Annotated in this window: 18 protein-coding genes and 1 tRNA gene; 12 read left to right on the plus strand and 7 right to left on the minus strand. The window is 68.3% G+C overall.

Features of this window, described 5'->3' with window-relative positions; translation table 11 throughout:
- Positions 1-6 precede the first annotated feature (6 nt).
- Positions 7-915, minus strand: a complete 909-nt coding sequence (ligD, locus tag ACSHV8_RS39565) for a non-homologous end-joining DNA ligase (protein ID WP_436524536.1) — start codon at positions 913-915, stop codon at positions 7-9.
- Positions 908-1,846 (minus strand): non-homologous end-joining DNA ligase, encoded by a 939-nt coding sequence (ligD, locus tag ACSHV8_RS39570; protein WP_436524538.1) that lies wholly within the window; start codon positions 1,844-1,846, stop codon positions 908-910. Before ligD (ACSHV8_RS39570) ends, ligD (ACSHV8_RS39565) begins: the two co-directional genes overlap by 8 nt.
- A 92-nt stretch (positions 1,847-1,938) precedes the next feature.
- Here ligD (ACSHV8_RS39570) and ACSHV8_RS39575 point away from each other — a divergent pair, with 92 nt between their 5' ends.
- The 4 genes from ACSHV8_RS39575 to ACSHV8_RS39590 all read left to right on the plus strand — a co-directional run bounded on the left by ACSHV8_RS39575 (position 1,939) and on the right by ACSHV8_RS39590 (position 6,116).
- Complete coding sequence (locus tag ACSHV8_RS39575; RefSeq protein WP_436524540.1) at positions 1,939-2,823, plus strand: Ku protein; 885 nt, start codon at positions 1,939-1,941, stop codon at positions 2,821-2,823.
- Positions 2,824-2,836: 13 nt separating this feature from the next.
- Positions 2,837-3,325, plus strand: coding sequence for an NUDIX domain-containing protein (locus ACSHV8_RS39580; protein WP_436524542.1), 489 nt, complete (start codon positions 2,837-2,839; stop codon positions 3,323-3,325).
- Positions 3,326-3,349: 24 nt separating this feature from the next.
- Positions 3,350-4,651: an MFS transporter gene (locus ACSHV8_RS39585; RefSeq protein WP_436524544.1), complete on the plus strand. Its 1,302-nt coding sequence runs from the start codon at positions 3,350-3,352 to the stop codon at positions 4,649-4,651.
- 115 nt (positions 4,652-4,766) lie between these two features.
- The gene (locus ACSHV8_RS39590) at positions 4,767-6,116 is read left to right on the plus strand and encodes an Ig-like domain-containing protein (RefSeq protein ID WP_436524546.1); all 1,350 of its coding nucleotides are present in this window, start codon (positions 4,767-4,769) and stop codon (positions 6,114-6,116) included.
- Between the two features lie 62 nt (positions 6,117-6,178).
- Here the strand turns inward: ACSHV8_RS39590 and ACSHV8_RS39595 are convergent, their stop codons facing one another.
- A complete protein-coding gene (locus tag ACSHV8_RS39595; RefSeq protein ID WP_436524548.1) occupies positions 6,179-7,060 on the minus strand; it encodes an NAD(P)H-binding protein in 882 nt (293 codons plus the stop codon).
- A 107-nt stretch (positions 7,061-7,167) separates the two neighbouring features.
- Between ACSHV8_RS39595 and ACSHV8_RS39600 the strand changes: the two genes are divergently transcribed.
- Together ACSHV8_RS39600 and ACSHV8_RS39605 are read left to right on the plus strand one after the other, a co-directional pair.
- Positions 7,168-8,130, plus strand: a complete 963-nt coding sequence (locus ACSHV8_RS39600) for a LysR family transcriptional regulator (protein WP_436524550.1) — start codon at positions 7,168-7,170, stop codon at positions 8,128-8,130.
- Positions 8,131-8,335: 205 nt separating this feature from the next.
- A complete protein-coding gene (locus ACSHV8_RS39605; RefSeq protein WP_436524552.1) occupies positions 8,336-9,220 on the plus strand; it encodes a helix-turn-helix domain-containing protein in 885 nt (294 codons plus the stop codon).
- A 12-nt stretch (positions 9,221-9,232) separates the two neighbouring features.
- On the opposite strand, the gene ACSHV8_RS39610 is transcribed toward ACSHV8_RS39605, so the two are convergent.
- A complete protein-coding gene (locus tag ACSHV8_RS39610; protein WP_436524554.1) occupies positions 9,233-9,691 on the minus strand; it encodes a DUF2231 domain-containing protein in 459 nt (152 codons plus the stop codon).
- Positions 9,692-10,100: 409 nt separating this feature from the next.
- On the opposite strand from ACSHV8_RS39610, the gene ACSHV8_RS39615 reads away from it, so the two are divergent.
- The 4 genes from ACSHV8_RS39615 (at position 10,101) to ACSHV8_RS39630 (ending at position 12,288) form a co-directional block, all read left to right on the plus strand.
- The gene (locus ACSHV8_RS39615; RefSeq protein WP_436524556.1) at positions 10,101-10,547 is read left to right on the plus strand and encodes a DUF6232 family protein; all 447 of its coding nucleotides are present in this window, start codon (positions 10,101-10,103) and stop codon (positions 10,545-10,547) included.
- A 569-nt stretch (positions 10,548-11,116) separates the two neighbouring features.
- On the plus strand, positions 11,117-11,311 hold the full coding sequence (locus ACSHV8_RS39620) for a DUF397 domain-containing protein (RefSeq protein ID WP_436524558.1): 195 nt from the start codon (positions 11,117-11,119) through the stop codon (positions 11,309-11,311).
- 201 nt (positions 11,312-11,512) lie between these two features.
- Positions 11,513-11,713: a DUF397 domain-containing protein gene (locus ACSHV8_RS39625; RefSeq protein WP_436524560.1), complete on the plus strand. Its 201-nt coding sequence runs from the start codon at positions 11,513-11,515 to the stop codon at positions 11,711-11,713.
- A gap of 56 nt (positions 11,714-11,769) precedes the next feature.
- Entirely contained in the window at positions 11,770-12,288 is a 519-nt protein-coding gene (locus ACSHV8_RS39630) for a DUF6226 family protein (RefSeq protein ID WP_436524562.1), read from the plus strand.
- Between the two features lie 48 nt (positions 12,289-12,336).
- Here the strand turns inward: ACSHV8_RS39630 and ACSHV8_RS39635 are convergent, their stop codons facing one another.
- Positions 12,337-13,497, minus strand: a complete 1,161-nt coding sequence (locus ACSHV8_RS39635) for a geranylgeranyl reductase family protein (protein WP_436524564.1) — start codon at positions 13,495-13,497, stop codon at positions 12,337-12,339.
- Positions 13,498-13,567: 70 nt separating this feature from the next.
- Complete coding sequence (locus tag ACSHV8_RS39640) at positions 13,568-14,239, minus strand: type 1 glutamine amidotransferase domain-containing protein (RefSeq protein WP_436524566.1); 672 nt, start codon at positions 14,237-14,239, stop codon at positions 13,568-13,570.
- 108 nt (positions 14,240-14,347) lie between these two features.
- On the opposite strand from ACSHV8_RS39640, the gene ACSHV8_RS39645 reads away from it, so the two are divergent.
- Both ACSHV8_RS39645 and ACSHV8_RS39650 read left to right on the plus strand, forming a co-directional pair.
- Positions 14,348-14,815 (plus strand): CGNR zinc finger domain-containing protein, encoded by a 468-nt coding sequence (locus ACSHV8_RS39645; protein WP_436524568.1) that lies wholly within the window; start codon positions 14,348-14,350, stop codon positions 14,813-14,815.
- A gap of 1 nt (position 14,816) precedes the next feature.
- Positions 14,817-15,092: a LysR family transcriptional regulator gene (locus tag ACSHV8_RS39650; RefSeq protein ID WP_436524570.1), complete on the plus strand. Its 276-nt coding sequence runs from the start codon at positions 14,817-14,819 to the stop codon at positions 15,090-15,092.
- Between the two features lie 12 nt (positions 15,093-15,104).
- On the opposite strand, the gene ACSHV8_RS39655 is transcribed toward ACSHV8_RS39650, so the two are convergent.
- Positions 15,105-15,181: transfer RNA gene (locus tag ACSHV8_RS39655), tRNA-Thr, on the minus strand.
- Positions 15,182-15,187 lie beyond the last annotated feature (6 nt).

Raw genomic sequence — 15,187 nt, forward strand, 5'->3', positions numbered from 1 at the left:
TGTCGATCATGAAGTTGGCACCGCCGGGCCCGGTAAGCGCAGGTCAGCCAAGAGGTCGCCGTGCTGTTCGGCGCGCTCCAGGACCTCGGCGGCGGCGAACTGGCGGGCCTCGGCGTCCCCGGTGGCCATCGCCTCGGTCTCGTCCCAGGTCAGTGGCGTCGAGGCGGTCGGCGACGAGCCCGCTCGCAGCGAATACGGCGTCACCGTGGTCTTGGCCGCGTTGTTCTGACTCCAGTCGATGAAGATCTTGCCCGGGCGCAGCTGCTTGGCCATCTTCGCCGTGATCGAGCCCGGCACCAGGCGGGCCAGCTCCTCCGCGACCCGCTTGGCGTACCCGGCCACCACGAACGCGTCCTGCGTCCCGGCGATCGGGCAGCAGAGCTGCATCCCTTTCTTGCCCGAGGTCTTCGGGTACGCGGTGATCCCGTCCTCGGCCAGCCGATCGCGCATCAGCACGGCCACCGCGCAGCACTCCCGCAGCCCGGCCGGCGCGCCCGGGTCCAGGTCGACGACGAGCATGTCCGGGTCGGCCCCGATCCGCCACTGCGGGGTGTGCAACTCGATCGCGGCGAGGTTGGCCAGCCAGACGAGGGTGGGCAGCTCGTCGACGACCACGAAGTCGATGGTCTCCCGGCTCTTGGTGGAACCGGGCACGGGCAGGGTCTCCCGGCGCACCCAGTCCGGCGTGCCCCCCGGCTTGTTCTTCTCGAAGAAATGCACGCCCTCGACGCCGTTGGGGAAGCGGATCCGGGTCACCGGGCGGTCGCGCAGGTGCGGCAGCAGGACCGGGGCGATCCGGGTGTAGTAGTCGATCACCTCGCCCTTGGTGAACCCGGCCGCCGGGAACATCAGCTTGTCCAGGTTGGACAGCTCCAGATCCCGGCCCTCCAGGTGCACCACGAATCGGTCAGGCATCGTCGGTGCACTCTTCCGGCTTCTTGTCCTCGCGGAGCCGGAGGAACCTCGGGAAGCGGAGCCGGCGGTCGGGTGTCCGGTTGCCGTATCGGATCTCGGCGACCAGCTCAGGCCGTACCCAATTGGCGTTTTTGGCATCCTCTCGGGGCACCGCGCCGGGAGCGAACGGCGACTCCTGAGTGGCGAGCGGCGCCAGCCGCGAGAGCAGATCTTTTTCGGCCGCCGCGCCGATGCCGCCGCCGACCCGGCCGCGGAAGGCGAGTCCGTCCGGGGTCGGCACGCCGATGAGCATCCCGCCCAGCTTGCGGACGCCCGGACGCCAGCCGCCGATCACGTAGTCGCCGGTCCGGTCGAACTTGACCTTGACCCAGTCGGACGAGCGGCTCCCGGGCAGGTAGACCGAGTCCGAGCGCTTGGCCATCACGCCCTCCAACCGGTTCTCCCGGGCGGCCGCCGCGGTCGCCGCGCCGTCGCCGAACGAGGGCGGCACCATCCAGCGCGGGCCGGCCAGATCGAGATCCTCCAGACGCTCGCGGCGGGCCAGGTAGGGCAGGCCGGTGTAGTCCATACCGTCGAGAAAGAGCAGGTCGAAGATGAGATAGGTGGCCGGCAGAGCGGCGGCCAGGCGGGCGGCGCGCTTTTTGTCCCGTACGTGCATGCGCTCCGCGAGGGCGGTGAACGAGGGCCGCCCGTCCGCGTCGAAGCAGACCATCTCCCCGTCGAGCAGGGTCCCCTCGGGCAGGTGCAGGTCGGCGATCTCCGGGTAGGCCGCGGTGACCACCGCCCCGGAACGCGCGAACAGCTCCGGCGCGCCCCCGCTGAACAGTGCGAGAACGCGAACCCCGTCCCACTTGAACTCGTAACTCCAGTCCGCGCCCATGGGCAGCTGGCCCGCGGTCGCGAGCATCGGGGACAACGGAGTTCCCGTCACCCGATCACCATAGGCAAAAGCATTCACCTTACGCAGGTGTCTCAGTAATGCCATCCTGATCAGGTGCCGTCAACCGGTCTTTGGAGTTGATCATGCGAGCGATCTGGAAAGGTGCGGTCTCGTTCGGTCTGGTGTCGATCGCCGTACGTCTGTTCTCCGCCACCGAGGAGAAGGACATCCGCTTTCACCAGGTCCATCGCACCGACGGGGGCCGGATCAAGTACCAGCGCACCTGCTCGGTCGACGGCGAGGTGGTCAGCTTCGACGACATCGCCAAGGGGTATGACATCGGCGGCGGAGAAATGGTGATCTTGACCGATGAGGATTTCTCCGAGCTCCCGTTGAGCACGTCCCGAGCCATTGACGTCCTGGAATTCGTGCCGGCCGAGCAGATCGACCCGATCCTGTTCGCCAAGGCGTACTACCTGGAGCCGGACGGGCAGGCGGCGAAGCCGTACGTGCTGCTCCGCGACGCCCTGCGGGACGCCGACCGGGTGGCCATCGTCAAGATCGCCATCCGCCAGCGCGAGCAGCTGGCCACTCTCCGCGTCCGCGACGACGTGCTGGTCCTCAACACCATGCTCTGGCCCGACGAGGTCCGCGTCCCCGAGTTCGGCTTCCTCGACGACGACATCGAGACCCGGCCGGCCGAGCTGGCCATGGCGAGCTCGCTCATCGACTCGATGGCCGGGGACTTCCAGCCGGACGAGTTCACCGACAACTACCGGGCGGCACTGCAGGAGGTCATCGACGCCAAGGTGGAGGGCCGCGAAGTGGTCCAGCCGGAGGAGGCCGAGGAGGCCGCGCCGGCCGCGGTCGACCTGATGGCGGCCCTGAAGGCGTCGGTCGAGCGGGCCAAGAAGGCCCGGGGCGAGGCGGAGGCCGAAGCAAAACCGGCCAAGAAGGCCGTGAAGAAGGCCACCCCGGCGAAAAAAGCCACGCCCCGCGCGACGAAGGCCGCGAAGAAGTCAGCGTAAGTAGTCTTCACCCGTGGCATTGACATGGGCTGAGTCGTACCTGGGCAAGGTGCGCGCGAGTGTCGGCGACACCGACACGATCTTCTTCGTCGGCGCGCGCGCCGTGGTCTTCGACGAGCAGGGCCGGCTGCTGCTGATCCAGCGCTCGGACAATCACCGCTGGGCCATCCCGGCCGGGGCGATGGAGCTGGGCGAGAGCCTGGAGGAGTGCGCCATCCGGGAGCTGTGGGAGGAGACCGGGCTGCGGGCCACCTCCCTGACGCCGTACGCGTTCTACACGGCGTACACGTACACCAACGACTACGGGCACACGTACCAGCAGGTGCTGATGACGTTCATCGTGCACACCTGGGAGGGCGAACTTGTCCGGGTCACCGATGAGAGCGTGGACGCCGGCTGGTTCCCGCTGGACGACCTGCCCGGCGGGAAATCGTTCGTGATCGACGAGGCGCTGGCCGACCTGGAGACCTTCAACACAACGGGTCGCCTGGTGATGAAGTAACCCGATTCGGCAGGATGGCCGATCATGGCTGACCGCAAACGCCGCTTGAGCGTGGATCTCACCCCGTTACGCACCTCCCGGGATTTCCGGCTCGTCTTCCTCAGCGGCGCGGTGACCAGTTTCGGGTCGTTCATCAGCTACGTCACCATTCCGTACCAGGTGGCCAAGCTGACCGACGACCCGCTGATGGTCGGCCTGATCGGTGTCTGCGAGCTCGCCCCGATCCTGATCATGGCGTTCGTCGGCGGCGCGCTGGCCGACTACGTGGACCGGCGGCTGCTGGTCCGGGGCAGCGAGGCGGCGCTCGCGCTGATCTGCGGACTCCTGCTGATCAACTCGCTCTCCGACGAGCCGCACCTGTGGCTGCTCTACGTCTGCGCGTTCCTCACCGCCGCGTTCGCCGGCCTGCAACAGCCGGCCATGGGCGCGATGCTGCCCCGGCTGGTGAAACCCGAGGAACTGCCGGCGGCGATGGCCCTCAAGTCATTGAGCATGCAGTTCTCCCAGCTGATCGGCCCGTCCCTGGCCGGCATCCTGATCGCCACGCTCGACCTGGCCTGGGTCTACACGTTCGACCTGCTCACGTTCGCGGTCTCGCTGGTCCTGCTGACCATGGTCAAGGCCGTGCCGCCACCCCCGGAGGCCGACCGCCCGTCGCTGAGGAGCGTGGTCACCGGCCTGAAGTACGCGAAGTCCCGCCCCGAACTGCTCGGCACGTACCTGGTCGACATCAACGCGATGTTCTTCGGCATGCCGTCCGCGCTCTACCCGTTCCTGGCCGACCGGCTCGGCGGCCCCGAGGTGCTGGGCCTGCTCTACGCCGCCCCGGCGGTCGGGTCGATGCTGGCCACGGTCGGCTCCGGGTGGACCGAGCGGGTGCACCGGCACGGCCTCATGGTGATCATCGCGGCCGCGTTCTGGGGCGTGGGCATCGTCGGCGTCGGCCTGTCCCACATGCTCTGGCTGACCCTGTTCTGCCTGGCCTTCGCGGGCGCGGCGGACATGGTCTCGGGCCTGTTCCGCATGATCATCTGGAACCAGACGATCCCCGACCACCTGCGCGGACGCCTGGCCGGGATCGAGATGCTGTCGTACACCACCGGACCACTGCTTGGGCAGCTGCGGTCCGGCCTGATGGCCCGTACGTCACTGGGCGTCGGCGGCTCGATCTGGGTCGGCGGCGCGCTCTGTGTGGCCGGCAGTGTCGCGCTGGCGGCGGTCCTGCCCAAGTTCGTCCGGTACGACGGCGAGCACGGTCTGGCCCTCAAGCAGGCGGCCGACGCCGAGTGGGCCGCCTCGGCCGAGGCCCGCGCGGCATCCGCCTGAAAAGATGATCGACGTTGTTGATCAAGCGACGTAGCCTGGCGCCGCTTGATCAACAATGGGGGATGCGGCGTTGAAGACGCTTCGCGCGGCCGCGATCGCGGCGCTTTCTGGTTCCTTGCTTCTTCTCGGAGGCACGCCGGCGCTGGCCGGCGACACCGAACCGGTCACCAACGCCACCGGGCTCACCGAGAGGCAGGTCCTGGGCCGCGGTGTCTATTTCAAGCCGGTCTTCGGCGACGAGGTCAAAGGCATCCGGACGCTGGTCAACGGCGCCAACCCCTTTGTCACCAGCGCCGCCACGGCACGCGCAACCGGCGTCCTGGCGAACTTCACCGGGGTGGCCGACGACACCGATGCCGACGTCACGGTCCAGTTCTTCACCGCGACGGACGTGCACACCGACCTGACCACTCGGGTGCACACCGACTTCGTCCTGCCGTCGGGCAGGTTCTCGCCGGGCGGCGGGATCGTGCACGACATCACCACGATCACCGCCAGCGGCCTGTCCGACGACGTCGCGGCCGTGGTCATCTCCCGGGCCGGCGCCGAGATCGACCGAGCGACCGCGGCGCCTTGGCAGCTGACCTGGGACACCAATGGGTGGCCGGTTGACAGCTGGGCAACGTTCAAAGTGATCGACAAGGCCGGCAACGTCACGGTGACGACCAACTACTTCACGATCGACAACCAGGGCCCGGCCGTCGACAACCGGCCGAGGATCGTTCGCGCCGGCCAAGGGTTCCTCAGCGCCTGGATCCACGACGTTTCCGGCGTGGACCGCGTCGAGTGGTGGGTGAACGGGACGCCGGTCGGTAACACCGAGAAGGTCCCCTACGACTTCGGCACGACCAGCCGCGTTCTCGACGTGGTCGTCAAGGCCCGGGACCTCAACGGCCACGAGTCGACCACGCCGTTCCAGGTCACGGTCGACGCCGACGCTCCGGCGATCACCTCGGCGACCCCGGCCGACGGCACGCTCGTCCGTGGCAGCAACGTCACGGCCACGCTGAGCCTGCAGGACGTCTCGGGCGTGCTGAACGCGATTCCGTACAACGGCTGGAGCGTCTCCGACTCCACCTCGCCCTACGTCGGCATGTTCACGCTGGGCAAGGACGGCGTGCACACCCTGAAGTGGTGGGTCGAGGACTACCTGAGCCAGGGCCGCTACGTCTACCAGACGGTCCTGGTCGACAACACCCGCCCGACGCTGGCGATCACTTCCGGTCCGAAGAACGGCGCCAAGGTCAAGGGCACGGTGAAGGTCGGCGCCAAGGCGACCGACCGGAACGGCGTCGCCCGGGTCGAGCTCTGGATCAACGGCAAGCGCATCGCCACCGACTACCGGTCGGCCTACGCCTTCTCGATCAACAGCGCGAAGTACGGCAAGAAATTCAAGATCCAATTGCGCGCGTACGACCGAGCGGGCAACTCGATCGCGACCAGCACCCGCACGTGGCACCGCTGATCGCCGTACCGTAAGCAATCAAGGCGCCGGGTCCACAGCGGACCCGGCGCCTTTCCGTGTTCCTAAGCCAGCGCCGGGACCAGCACTTCCTCGCACCACGCCCGGAACGTCGTCGGTGTCGTGTTCCGCGGCGTCCGCGGCTCGGCGTTGTCCAGCCCGGCCGCCTTGGCGGTCATCATGTCGGCCATGCCCTGGGCGACCGCCGCCGACATCCCGGCGTTGGCGATCAGGTTGTCGCGAAACGCGTCGACCGGCACGTGCTGGAACCGGATCGGCCGCCCGAGCACCTCGGTGAGGATGCGCGCCTGGTCGTCGTTCGACAGGTCTTCCGGCCCGAGGACGGGCACCTCCTCGAAGCCGGTCCAGCCTCCGGCGAGCAGTTCCCGCGCGGCCACCGCGGCGATGTCCCGGGTGGCGCAGGTCGGCAGCTTCTTCTCGCCCGGAATCGACGAGAAGAACATCCCGTTCCGCAGCGCCCCGGCCTGGTTGAGCAGGTTGTCCATGAAGGACGGCATGGTCAGCGCCCGGTAGGCGACACCGCTGGCCGCGATCCGGTCGTCCATCTCCAGCGACCAGGTGACGTGCCCGGCGTGCGCGGCCATCGGTGTGCCCCGGCCGAGCGCGGAAATCCCGACCACGCGGGCCACGCCCCGCTTGCTCCAGGCCGCGAGGGCCGGCTCCAGGAAGTCCAGGTAGACGCTGCGCAGGCTCTCGGCCTGATCGTTCGGCGGGGCCAGCCAGAAGACCGCCTCGGCACCGTCGAACGCGGCGTCCACGACGTCGGCGTCCCCGTGCGAGCCGGGCACGATCTCGACGCGCTCGCGCACCTCGGGCCGGATCCGGCTCGGATCACGGGCGATCACGCGTACCTCGGCTCCACCGTCGATCAGGTGGTCGAGCAGCTGCGATCCGATGCTGCTGGTGGGTGCGGTGACAACGATCATTTCGATTTACCCCAATTTTCCGGTACGGGAGATTTCCCGAGACCAGTCAATCCCCGGACGCCCTCACCGTGAAGGACCGATCCGGGCGCAATTGATACCGTGGCGGTATGAGTGACGTAGACCTGGAGGTACGCCAGCTCCGCTACTTCGTCGCCGTCGCCGAGGAGCTGAACTTCGGCCGCGCCGCCGTGAACCTGCGCATGGCCCAGCCCCCGCTCTCCCGGGCGATCAAGGAGCTGGAGCGCCGCCTGGGCGTGACCCTGCTGGAACGCACCACCCGCCAGGTCACGCTCACCCCGGCCGGCGAGTCCCTGCTGCGGGACGCCCGTGTCGTGCTCGACGCGGTCGAGGCCGCCGTTCGCCGGGCCCAGAACGCCGGACGCCCCCAGCCCGTGCTGCGCGTGGCCCTGAAGGCCGACTACGACGCCGGCATGCTGCCCCGGATCCTCGACGAGTTCCGCCGCGATCCGGCCGCGATCCCGGTCGAGGTGCTGCTCGGCGGGCGCGGCGATCAGGTGGCGGCGCTGCGCGACGGCCGGGCCGACGTGGGGCTGATGCCGGGCCCGTTCGACGAGCGCGGTCTGGACACCGAGTCGCTGCTGACCGAGCCGCGGGTGGTCGCATTGCCGGCCGGCGACCCGCTCGCCGCCCACACCGAGTTGTGCCTGGCCGACCTCGCCGGTCGCACCCAGCCGAGCGGCGCCCCGGCCGATCGCGCCGACAGCGGTGAGGTCGTCCCGGCCCGGCAGCTCGACCTGGCCCAGATCTTCAACCTGATCGAAATCGGCAGCATGGTGTTGTTCACGCCGGTCTCGGTGGCTCGTCGGCATCAGCGACCGACGATCGCCTATCGCCCGGTGCGTGATCTCGGGCCGAGCACCCTGAAAGTTGCCTGGCCACAGGACAGTCACTCGTCAGCGGTCGCCGCTTTTGTCAGGATTTGTGGCACAGTGGCGGCATCGACCGGAGATCTGCCGACAGGCAACCTGCAGCATGGCACTATGTCTGCTGGCGAACAGCCGGATGGCGTGCTTGACTTGATTCAAGGAGCTACGCGGGCGGATGCGTAGCGTGGAGCAGTTCGGCACCCGGCGGCAACCGGGTGCCTGTTCCTTTTCTGGGGTTCAGTCCCGGCCAGGCGATGCAAACCGCACCCCGCGTGCGGTTGTCACTACCGTGCGCTTGCGCCAGCTGTTCTGATAGGACAGTAATAGGGGTTGACCCCTCGCGGGCATCCGCTCGCCGAGGAACCGACAAGCTCATGTTGAAGGACTCATGCCTGAGGGCGATTCACCCACCGTCGCACGCCGGCGCGTCCGGCTCGCGCTCCGAGAGGCGCGTGAGAAGGCCGATCTGACCCAGAATCAGGTCGCCGAGGAGATGGAGTGGTCGCTCAGCAAGGTGATCCGGATCGAGAACGGTGATGTGTCGATCTCACCGAATGATCTGAAGCCGCTGCTGACCTACCTCGGCGTCCGCGACAAGCCGATCGTCGCCGCGATGGTGGCCGACGCCCGCATCGCCCGCACCCGCCAGCGCCAGGTCTGGTTCCAGACCCCCGAGTTCCGGGAGAACCTGACCGACGCCACCCGCAAGCTGGTGGAGTATGAGCACGAGGCCTCGCAGATCAAGTCCTACGCGGTCTACTACGTCCCCGGCCCGCTGCAGACCCCGGACTATGCGAAAGCGCTGATGACCCGGTTCGAGGACGAGCTGACCGCCGATCAGATCAGCCGTCGCATCGAAGCCCGCAAGCTGCGTCGCGAGGCACTGCTGGCCCGGGCCGAGGCCGGTCAGGTCCGCATCCTGGTGATGCTCGACGAGTCGGTGCTGTGCCGCACCATCGGCGGCGACACGATCTTTGCCGCGCAGCTGCGTGAGCTGCGCCGGCTGATGGCCGCCGAGATCATCACCATGCGGATGGTCCCGTTCCGGCTGGACGCCCCGGTCACCAACAACGCCAGCTTCGACATCCTGACGCTCGGCGAGGGCGAGGTGCTCTACCGGGAGACCGGGCTGGGCGACGAGATGCTTGAGGACAAGGACAGCACCGCCAAGCACCGGACGCGGTACGACAAGGTGTGGGAGGACGTGGCCGATGAGGCGACCACACTCGCCTTCATCGACCACCAGATCCTCTCGCTGGAGGGTCCTCAGTAACCCGTCCCGGGGTCAGAACTCGCGGGCACCGGCGGCCGCGCGGGCGAACGCCGGGGTGTTGCCGTTGGCCAGCTGACCGGCGAACCAGGCGCCGAAGACGGCCAGGCTGAGCGCAAGCACCTCGATCAGGAACAGCCCGACCCCGGCGACCCGATCCGCGGCGCGGACCCGGACCATCAGGATCACCGCGAAGGCGACGAGCACACCGATGTTGATCAGGGTGCGGAGCGCGCCCAGCCGGCGGGCCTGTGGACGGCGCAGGAACATCACGTCGACCGCGCCCGCCACCGCGGACAGCACGCCGACGACGAGCCCGGCGGCGATGTTCCAGTAGGCCAGTGCGCCAAGGATGTTAGGACCACCGAGCAAATCGGCGAGATCGAACAAAACGGCCATGGCGAACAGGCCCAGCGGGAACATGACCAGTACGGGTTGCACCGTCTGCCCCGCGACACTCAATCGGCTCTCCATCCGGATTCGCCCTTCCTACCTGCGGAAATACAGGTTTGTCGCGGCTTCCTCGGTTGGCTTGCCCGGTACCTGTGGCGATGAAACGCCATCGTGCGTGCCGAGCGCCACACGCTCGGTCCGTCACCGGGTTCTCCGTAATCTGCAACATGGCAGTTAGCCCTGTGGCGGAGCGATACGTGGCGTGCTTCACTGAGCGTAGAGCAACAAGGGCGGAGTTGGAGGGAGAGACACAACAACGGCACCCGGCGGCAAACGGGTGCCGTTGTCCGCTCTCTCCAGCACTTCGCACTGTCCGACGTTCCCATCGCGACCGTTCCAGTGCTGTATGAGCGAGGCGGGGTTGGTCTCTCGAGCCAATGGTGGTCCCGGTCTTCTCCTCCTCGCAAGGTAACGCGAGAAGGAGTGCGCCATGAGCACACGCGGCACACGCACCTACTACCTCGGGTCGGACGCTGAAGTCACCAATGCGCTGTTCACCTGGCGCACTTCACCCGAGCCCCTGAGCTTCGCCGTCTCCGAGCTCCGGCAGGTCGGGCTGGTGCAGACGCCGGCGCGAACCCGCCCCTACGCTCCCCATCTCGCGGCCGGCGTGCTGCTGTCCGTCGCGGCCGGCTGGACCCTGCTGGCGAACCCGACACTCTACGTGATCATCGCGCTGGCGATCGCCGGTCCGCTCCTGGCTTACTTCTGGCGCGAGCCACGGCGCTGGGAACTCCACGCGCAGTATCACGGCACCGCTGTGGTGCTCTACTCCTCAAGTGACGTGAGGGTCTTCAATCAGGTCGGTCGCGCTCTGCGGCGTGCCATGGAGGACGGTCGCCGTACTCCTTGGGGGTACGGGCTGGCTGCCGCCTGACCAGGCCGAATGGCATTTTCCTAATGGGTGACACCGGGGAATCGAACCAAAACCCCACCCGCCACGTCTCGTTCTGATAGGACAGTACTAGGATGTCCGCGACCTCGCTGAGTGCCAACTGGCATTCAGCGAGGTAGCAAAGTGACTAGGTTCCACCGCAGGCTCGGTTCGACCACTTCAACGATGAAGGTCCCATGGCTGAGGGTGACTCACCCCGCGGCGCGCGTCGATGCGCCGCACGGCTCGTGCTCCGCGCAACGCGGCAGCGGGCTGGGTTCACCCATTCCCGGGGCACGTCGTCGGTCACCGCTCCGGTCACTGACACCTGGACCGTCCCGTTCGATCTCGACACGACGGTCTCCCGAAATGCCAGTCCCGGCCGCTTCGCGCACAGCGGGAGGCCCGGTCACGGTAGTGCCGATTCCGGACAGAGTAGACACGATCCCCTTATCCGGCAGCAATCGGCGGCCCTGGGAACACGGAACCACCACCGACGACCAGGTCCATAGACAATCATTGATGTCGGGCCCAATGTCGGGTGCGGCGAGAAAACCGTGGAGAGTCCCCAGATGGAGAACATGAACGCGCCCGCATGGCGGAAGAGCAGCCGCTGCGGCACGTCGACCTGCGTCGAGGTCGCGAAGATCGACGACAACTACATGATCCGCGATTCGAAGAACCCCGAAGCCGCCGCCCTGACCTTCACGAAGGCCGAATGGGATGCGTTCGTCGAGGGCGTGACCGCGGGCGAGTTCCGTTTCTGAAGGCTTTAGGGCGGCCCGTTCCAGCCGGGAGCGGGCCCGTCAAAATACTCGCGATTTACATATTTCCATTCTAATCAACGCCGCATAACTCACAATTCGTGAGATAAGCGGCGTACTTTTGTTTTCATTCATGCCAGTGACCTTCCGTATCCGGATCCATCACTTAACGTGGTATCCGAACCGTCACGGAGGTGCACAGACATGATCAAAACGACCGGTGAATCGAACTGGCGACGGAGTAAACGCTGCTCCAGCGGAGCCTGCGTCGAGGTTGCGCGGAACGGCGAGCGGTTCCTGATGCGGGACTCCAAGAGCCCCGCGACCGGGCCGCTGGACTTCGACCAGGAGGCCTGGGCGGCGTTCATCGCCGGAGTCAAGTCCGACGAATTCAGCAAGGCGTGAATCCGTCACCACCGGAGCGCATGAACGTCGCGGGCCGAGCGCGGCATACTGCTCTGGTGGAGGGCAACCAGCACGCCACCGATCCGGACCGCTTCACCGTGCTGCACGAAGCGGCCGACACCCTGCTGGACGAGCTCACCGAGCGCTATCAAGTGGAGCGCCGGGAGAGCAAAGAGCCGCCCGGGCTCGACGAGGCGCTCGCGCGGACCGTCCGGCTCATCCCCCGCACCCCCGCGGCCGCGCCGCTGGGCGTCCGGTTCACCGACACCGGCCTGCACCTGCACTTCGGCCGGTGGTGGACGGAGACCCTGCCGCTGTGCGGGTGCGACACCTGCGGTGAGAACCCCCGCCAACTCACCGAACAACTGCGCTCCCACTCGTACGCCCTGGTCGAGGGCGGATTGTGGGAACGGGTCCGCCGCGGCCTGAGCGGATCCTGGTTCAAGGCCCGGCTGATCGGCGCCGACGTGCTGGCCGACCGGGAGGGGCCCCTCTCCCCGGCCGGAGCGCGAGAGGCACGGCGGGGCGGTTTCGCCGCGCCGGTGCAGTGGGGCCCCTGGCAAGTTCGTCCCTGAGTCCCTGAGTCCCTGAGTCCCTGAGCCCCGGACCCCGGCTCTTGACCGTCAGACGGCAGCCGGCTGGACCTGTACCGGCCGGCTGCCCAGCAGGCGCAACGCGGTCCGCACGGTCGGGCGGCCCAGAGCGCCGGCCATCGAGAAGTCGCCCCGGCAGAAACCGCTGAACGCGCGCCAGCCCAGCGAGCTGGACATCGCGGTGTGCACGATCGACGGGTGCCGGGCGAACACGCCGAGCAGCCGACGACCGGCAACCATCTCCGGTTGGAGCTCGGTGGTGACCTTCAGGTCGTACGCGGAAAGGTCTTGATTTTTGGCCGCGACCTCGCCCGCCCACAACCCGGACCGGATCGCATAGCTGATGCCCTCCCGGGTCCACGGTTCGAGCAGGCCCGCGGCGTCGCCGGCGACCAGGATCCGCCCGGCCCGCACCGGGGACGTCTCGGCGCGGCAGCGGGTCAGATGCCCCGAGTCGCGCAGCACCGTCCGGTCGCTCAGGCCCAGCTGCTCGACGAAATCACGCAGGTAGCGCTTGGTGTCGGCGCCGTGACCCTTCTCCATGATCACGCCGACGGTGAGCTCGTCCTCCTTCGGGAAGACCCAGCCGTACGACCCCGGGAACGGCCCCCAGTCCAGGAGCACGCGACCGCGCCAGCGTTCCCGGTCCTCCGCCGTGGCCGCCAGCTCGACCTCCAGGCCGAGGTCCTGCTGCTCGAAGACGACACCGACGTGGCGGCTGGTGATGCCGGCCGAGCCGTCGGCCCCGATCGCCACCCGCGCGGTCACCGCCGAGCCGTCGGCCAGCGTCACGGTGACCCCGTCGGCATCCTGCGACAGGGCGCGGACCTGCGAGTTCGACCGGACGACGGCACCCGCCTTCTCGGCCGCCTCGCACCAGGCCAGATCGAACTCGTCCCGCCGGACCAGCGACACCAGCGGCTCGGAGGCGGTGCGGGTGAACTCGCGGCCCCCGGCCAGGGTGAAGGTCAGGCTGGTGATGGTGTCCCGCACCGGCACCGTGGCCAGGCGTTCCGTGCTCAACCGCAGCGAACTGCCGAGCAGACCACCGCCGCACGTCTTGTACCGCGGGTGCTCGGCCCGCTCCAGCACCACGACCCGCGCGCCCTCGGACGCGGCGGCCTGCGCGGCCGCCAGCCCGGCGGGACCCGCCCCGATCACCGCGACGTCCCACTCCGGTTCCCCCAGCACGGACTGAAGTCTAGACACGTGCCGGATGCGGCGGCCCGGGCACTTTGGCCACCCGGGCCGCCGGTCCGGATCACGCCGTCGCGAGGGCCTTCAACAGGGCCTCGGCCGCCGCCGCGGCCGACTGCGGATTCTGGCCGGTGATCAGGTTGCCGTCGACCACGGCGTAGGACCCGAACGCCGGGCCGGCCTCGTAGACCGCGCCGGCCGCGCGCACCCGGGACTCCAGCAGCCAGGGCGCGTTCGCGGCCAGGCCGACCTGCTCCTCCTCGGCGTCCGAGAACGCGGTCATCCGGCGCCCGCGGAACAGCCAGCCGCCGTCCGGGGCACCGGCCGGCAGGAACGCGGCGATGCCGTGGCAGAGCGCGGCGACCGTCTTCGACTCGTCGGGCAGCATCGCCTCCAGGATCCGGGCCATGTCCGGATCGACCGCGAGATCCTGCATCGGCCCGTGCCCGCCCGGAATCAGCACGGCGTCGAAGTCCCGCGGGTCGACATCCTCGAGCCGGGCGACCTTTTCCAGATCAATTTCCTTGAGGTACGACGTCTGAACGTCATCGACGCTGATGACGTCCGCGACCGGGACCCGCCCGCCCGGAGTCGCGATCGTGATCCGCGCCCCCGCCTCGGTGAGGATCCGGTACGGCGTCGTGAACTCCTCGGCCCAGAAACCGGTCGGGCGCTGGGTGCCGTCCTGCTGAGTCCAGGTACGGGCGCCGGAGAGAACGATCAGAACGGTGGACATCGGTTTCTCCTTGCGGTGGGGATCTGCAACGACCGTACGGGGATAGCAGGCAACGTGGTTATGCTTTCTCGGCATCCTGGTTAGGGGCGTCTGGTCTATGCTCGGCACATGGAGGATTACTGCGCGGCGAGCGACCTGATCGTGTCGTTCGTCAACGAGCCGCCGGCCTTCCCGGCCGGCTCGGATGTCGCCGCCGCCACGGAACTACGGGCCAGCCTGGTCACGCTCCTGCGCGCGCACTCCGGGTGCACGCTCGACCCGGGCGACGTGCCCGCCGCCGAGGCCCACCTGCGCCAGGTCGCGGTGCGGTACCCGCTCGTCCCGGTCATCGGCGTCGACACCTGCACCTTCGAGCCGGTCCACGACGGCGCGTTCGGCCTGTTCGCGCGGGTGCTCGCGGCGGTCGCCGACCTGTCGTACCGGGAAATCTGGGGTCGGGTGAAAGTGTGCAAGAACGAGGGATGCCACCGCGGGTTCTTCGACAAGACCCGCAACACGTCGGCGCTGCACTGCAGCCCGGCCTGCTCGTCACAGGCGTCGATGCGCGCCTACCGCAATCGGCAGAAGGCGTCCTGACGTGGAATTACGTCACCTGCACACATTCGTCGCGGTCGCCGAGGAGCGCAGCTTCTCCCGCGCCGCCGACCGCCTCCGGATCGCCCAGTCCGCGGTCTCCCGCACCGTCCAAGCCCTGGAACGCGAACTGGGACACCCGCTCTTCGAACGCAGCCGGCACCACGTGGCGCTGACCGTGGCCGGGCTGAACGCCCTCAACGTCGCCCGCGCCACGATCGAAACCGCCGAGTCACTACGCGGCGCGGCGTCCTGCAACGAAAGATGCCCAGGTCGCTGACCTGGGCATCCGTGGAGCCGCCTGACGGAATCGAACCGTCGACCTACGCATTACGAGTGCGTCGCTCTAGCCGACTGAGCTAAGGCGGCAACGAG

This window comes from Actinoplanes sp. HUAS TT8 (assembly GCF_051380535.1).
Taxonomy (GTDB): Bacteria; Actinomycetota; Actinomycetes; order Mycobacteriales; family Micromonosporaceae; genus Actinoplanes.

What these genes read in the sequence shown, in the direction of transcription:
- ACSHV8_RS39595 (WP_436524548.1), bottom strand. Translation starts at nt 7,060, where the DNA reads ATGATCGTTGTCACCGCACCCACCAGCAGCATCGGATCGCAGCTGCTC.
- ACSHV8_RS39625 (WP_436524560.1), top strand. Translation starts at nt 11,513, where the DNA reads ATGATCAAAACGACCGGTGAATCGAACTGGCGACGGAGTAAACGCTGC.
- ACSHV8_RS39620 (WP_436524558.1), top strand. Translation starts at nt 11,117, where the DNA reads ATGGAGAACATGAACGCGCCCGCATGGCGGAAGAGCAGCCGCTGCGGC.
- ACSHV8_RS39600 (WP_436524550.1), top strand. Translation starts at nt 7,168, where the DNA reads ATGAGTGACGTAGACCTGGAGGTACGCCAGCTCCGCTACTTCGTCGCC.
- ACSHV8_RS39615 (WP_436524556.1), top strand. Translation starts at nt 10,101, where the DNA reads ATGAGCACACGCGGCACACGCACCTACTACCTCGGGTCGGACGCTGAA.
- ACSHV8_RS39605 (WP_436524552.1), top strand. Translation starts at nt 8,336, where the DNA reads ATGCCTGAGGGCGATTCACCCACCGTCGCACGCCGGCGCGTCCGGCTC.
- ACSHV8_RS39575 (WP_436524540.1), top strand. Translation starts at nt 1,939, where the DNA reads ATGCGAGCGATCTGGAAAGGTGCGGTCTCGTTCGGTCTGGTGTCGATC.
- ACSHV8_RS39585 (WP_436524544.1), top strand. Translation starts at nt 3,350, where the DNA reads ATGGCTGACCGCAAACGCCGCTTGAGCGTGGATCTCACCCCGTTACGC.
- ACSHV8_RS39610 (WP_436524554.1), bottom strand. Translation starts at nt 9,691, where the DNA reads ATGGAGAGCCGATTGAGTGTCGCGGGGCAGACGGTGCAACCCGTACTG.
- ACSHV8_RS39645 (WP_436524568.1), top strand. Translation starts at nt 14,348, where the DNA reads ATGGAGGATTACTGCGCGGCGAGCGACCTGATCGTGTCGTTCGTCAAC.
- ACSHV8_RS39640 (WP_436524566.1), bottom strand. Translation starts at nt 14,239, where the DNA reads ATGTCCACCGTTCTGATCGTTCTCTCCGGCGCCCGTACCTGGACTCAG.
- ligD (WP_436524536.1), bottom strand. Translation starts at nt 915, where the DNA reads ATGCCTGACCGATTCGTGGTGCACCTGGAGGGCCGGGATCTGGAGCTG.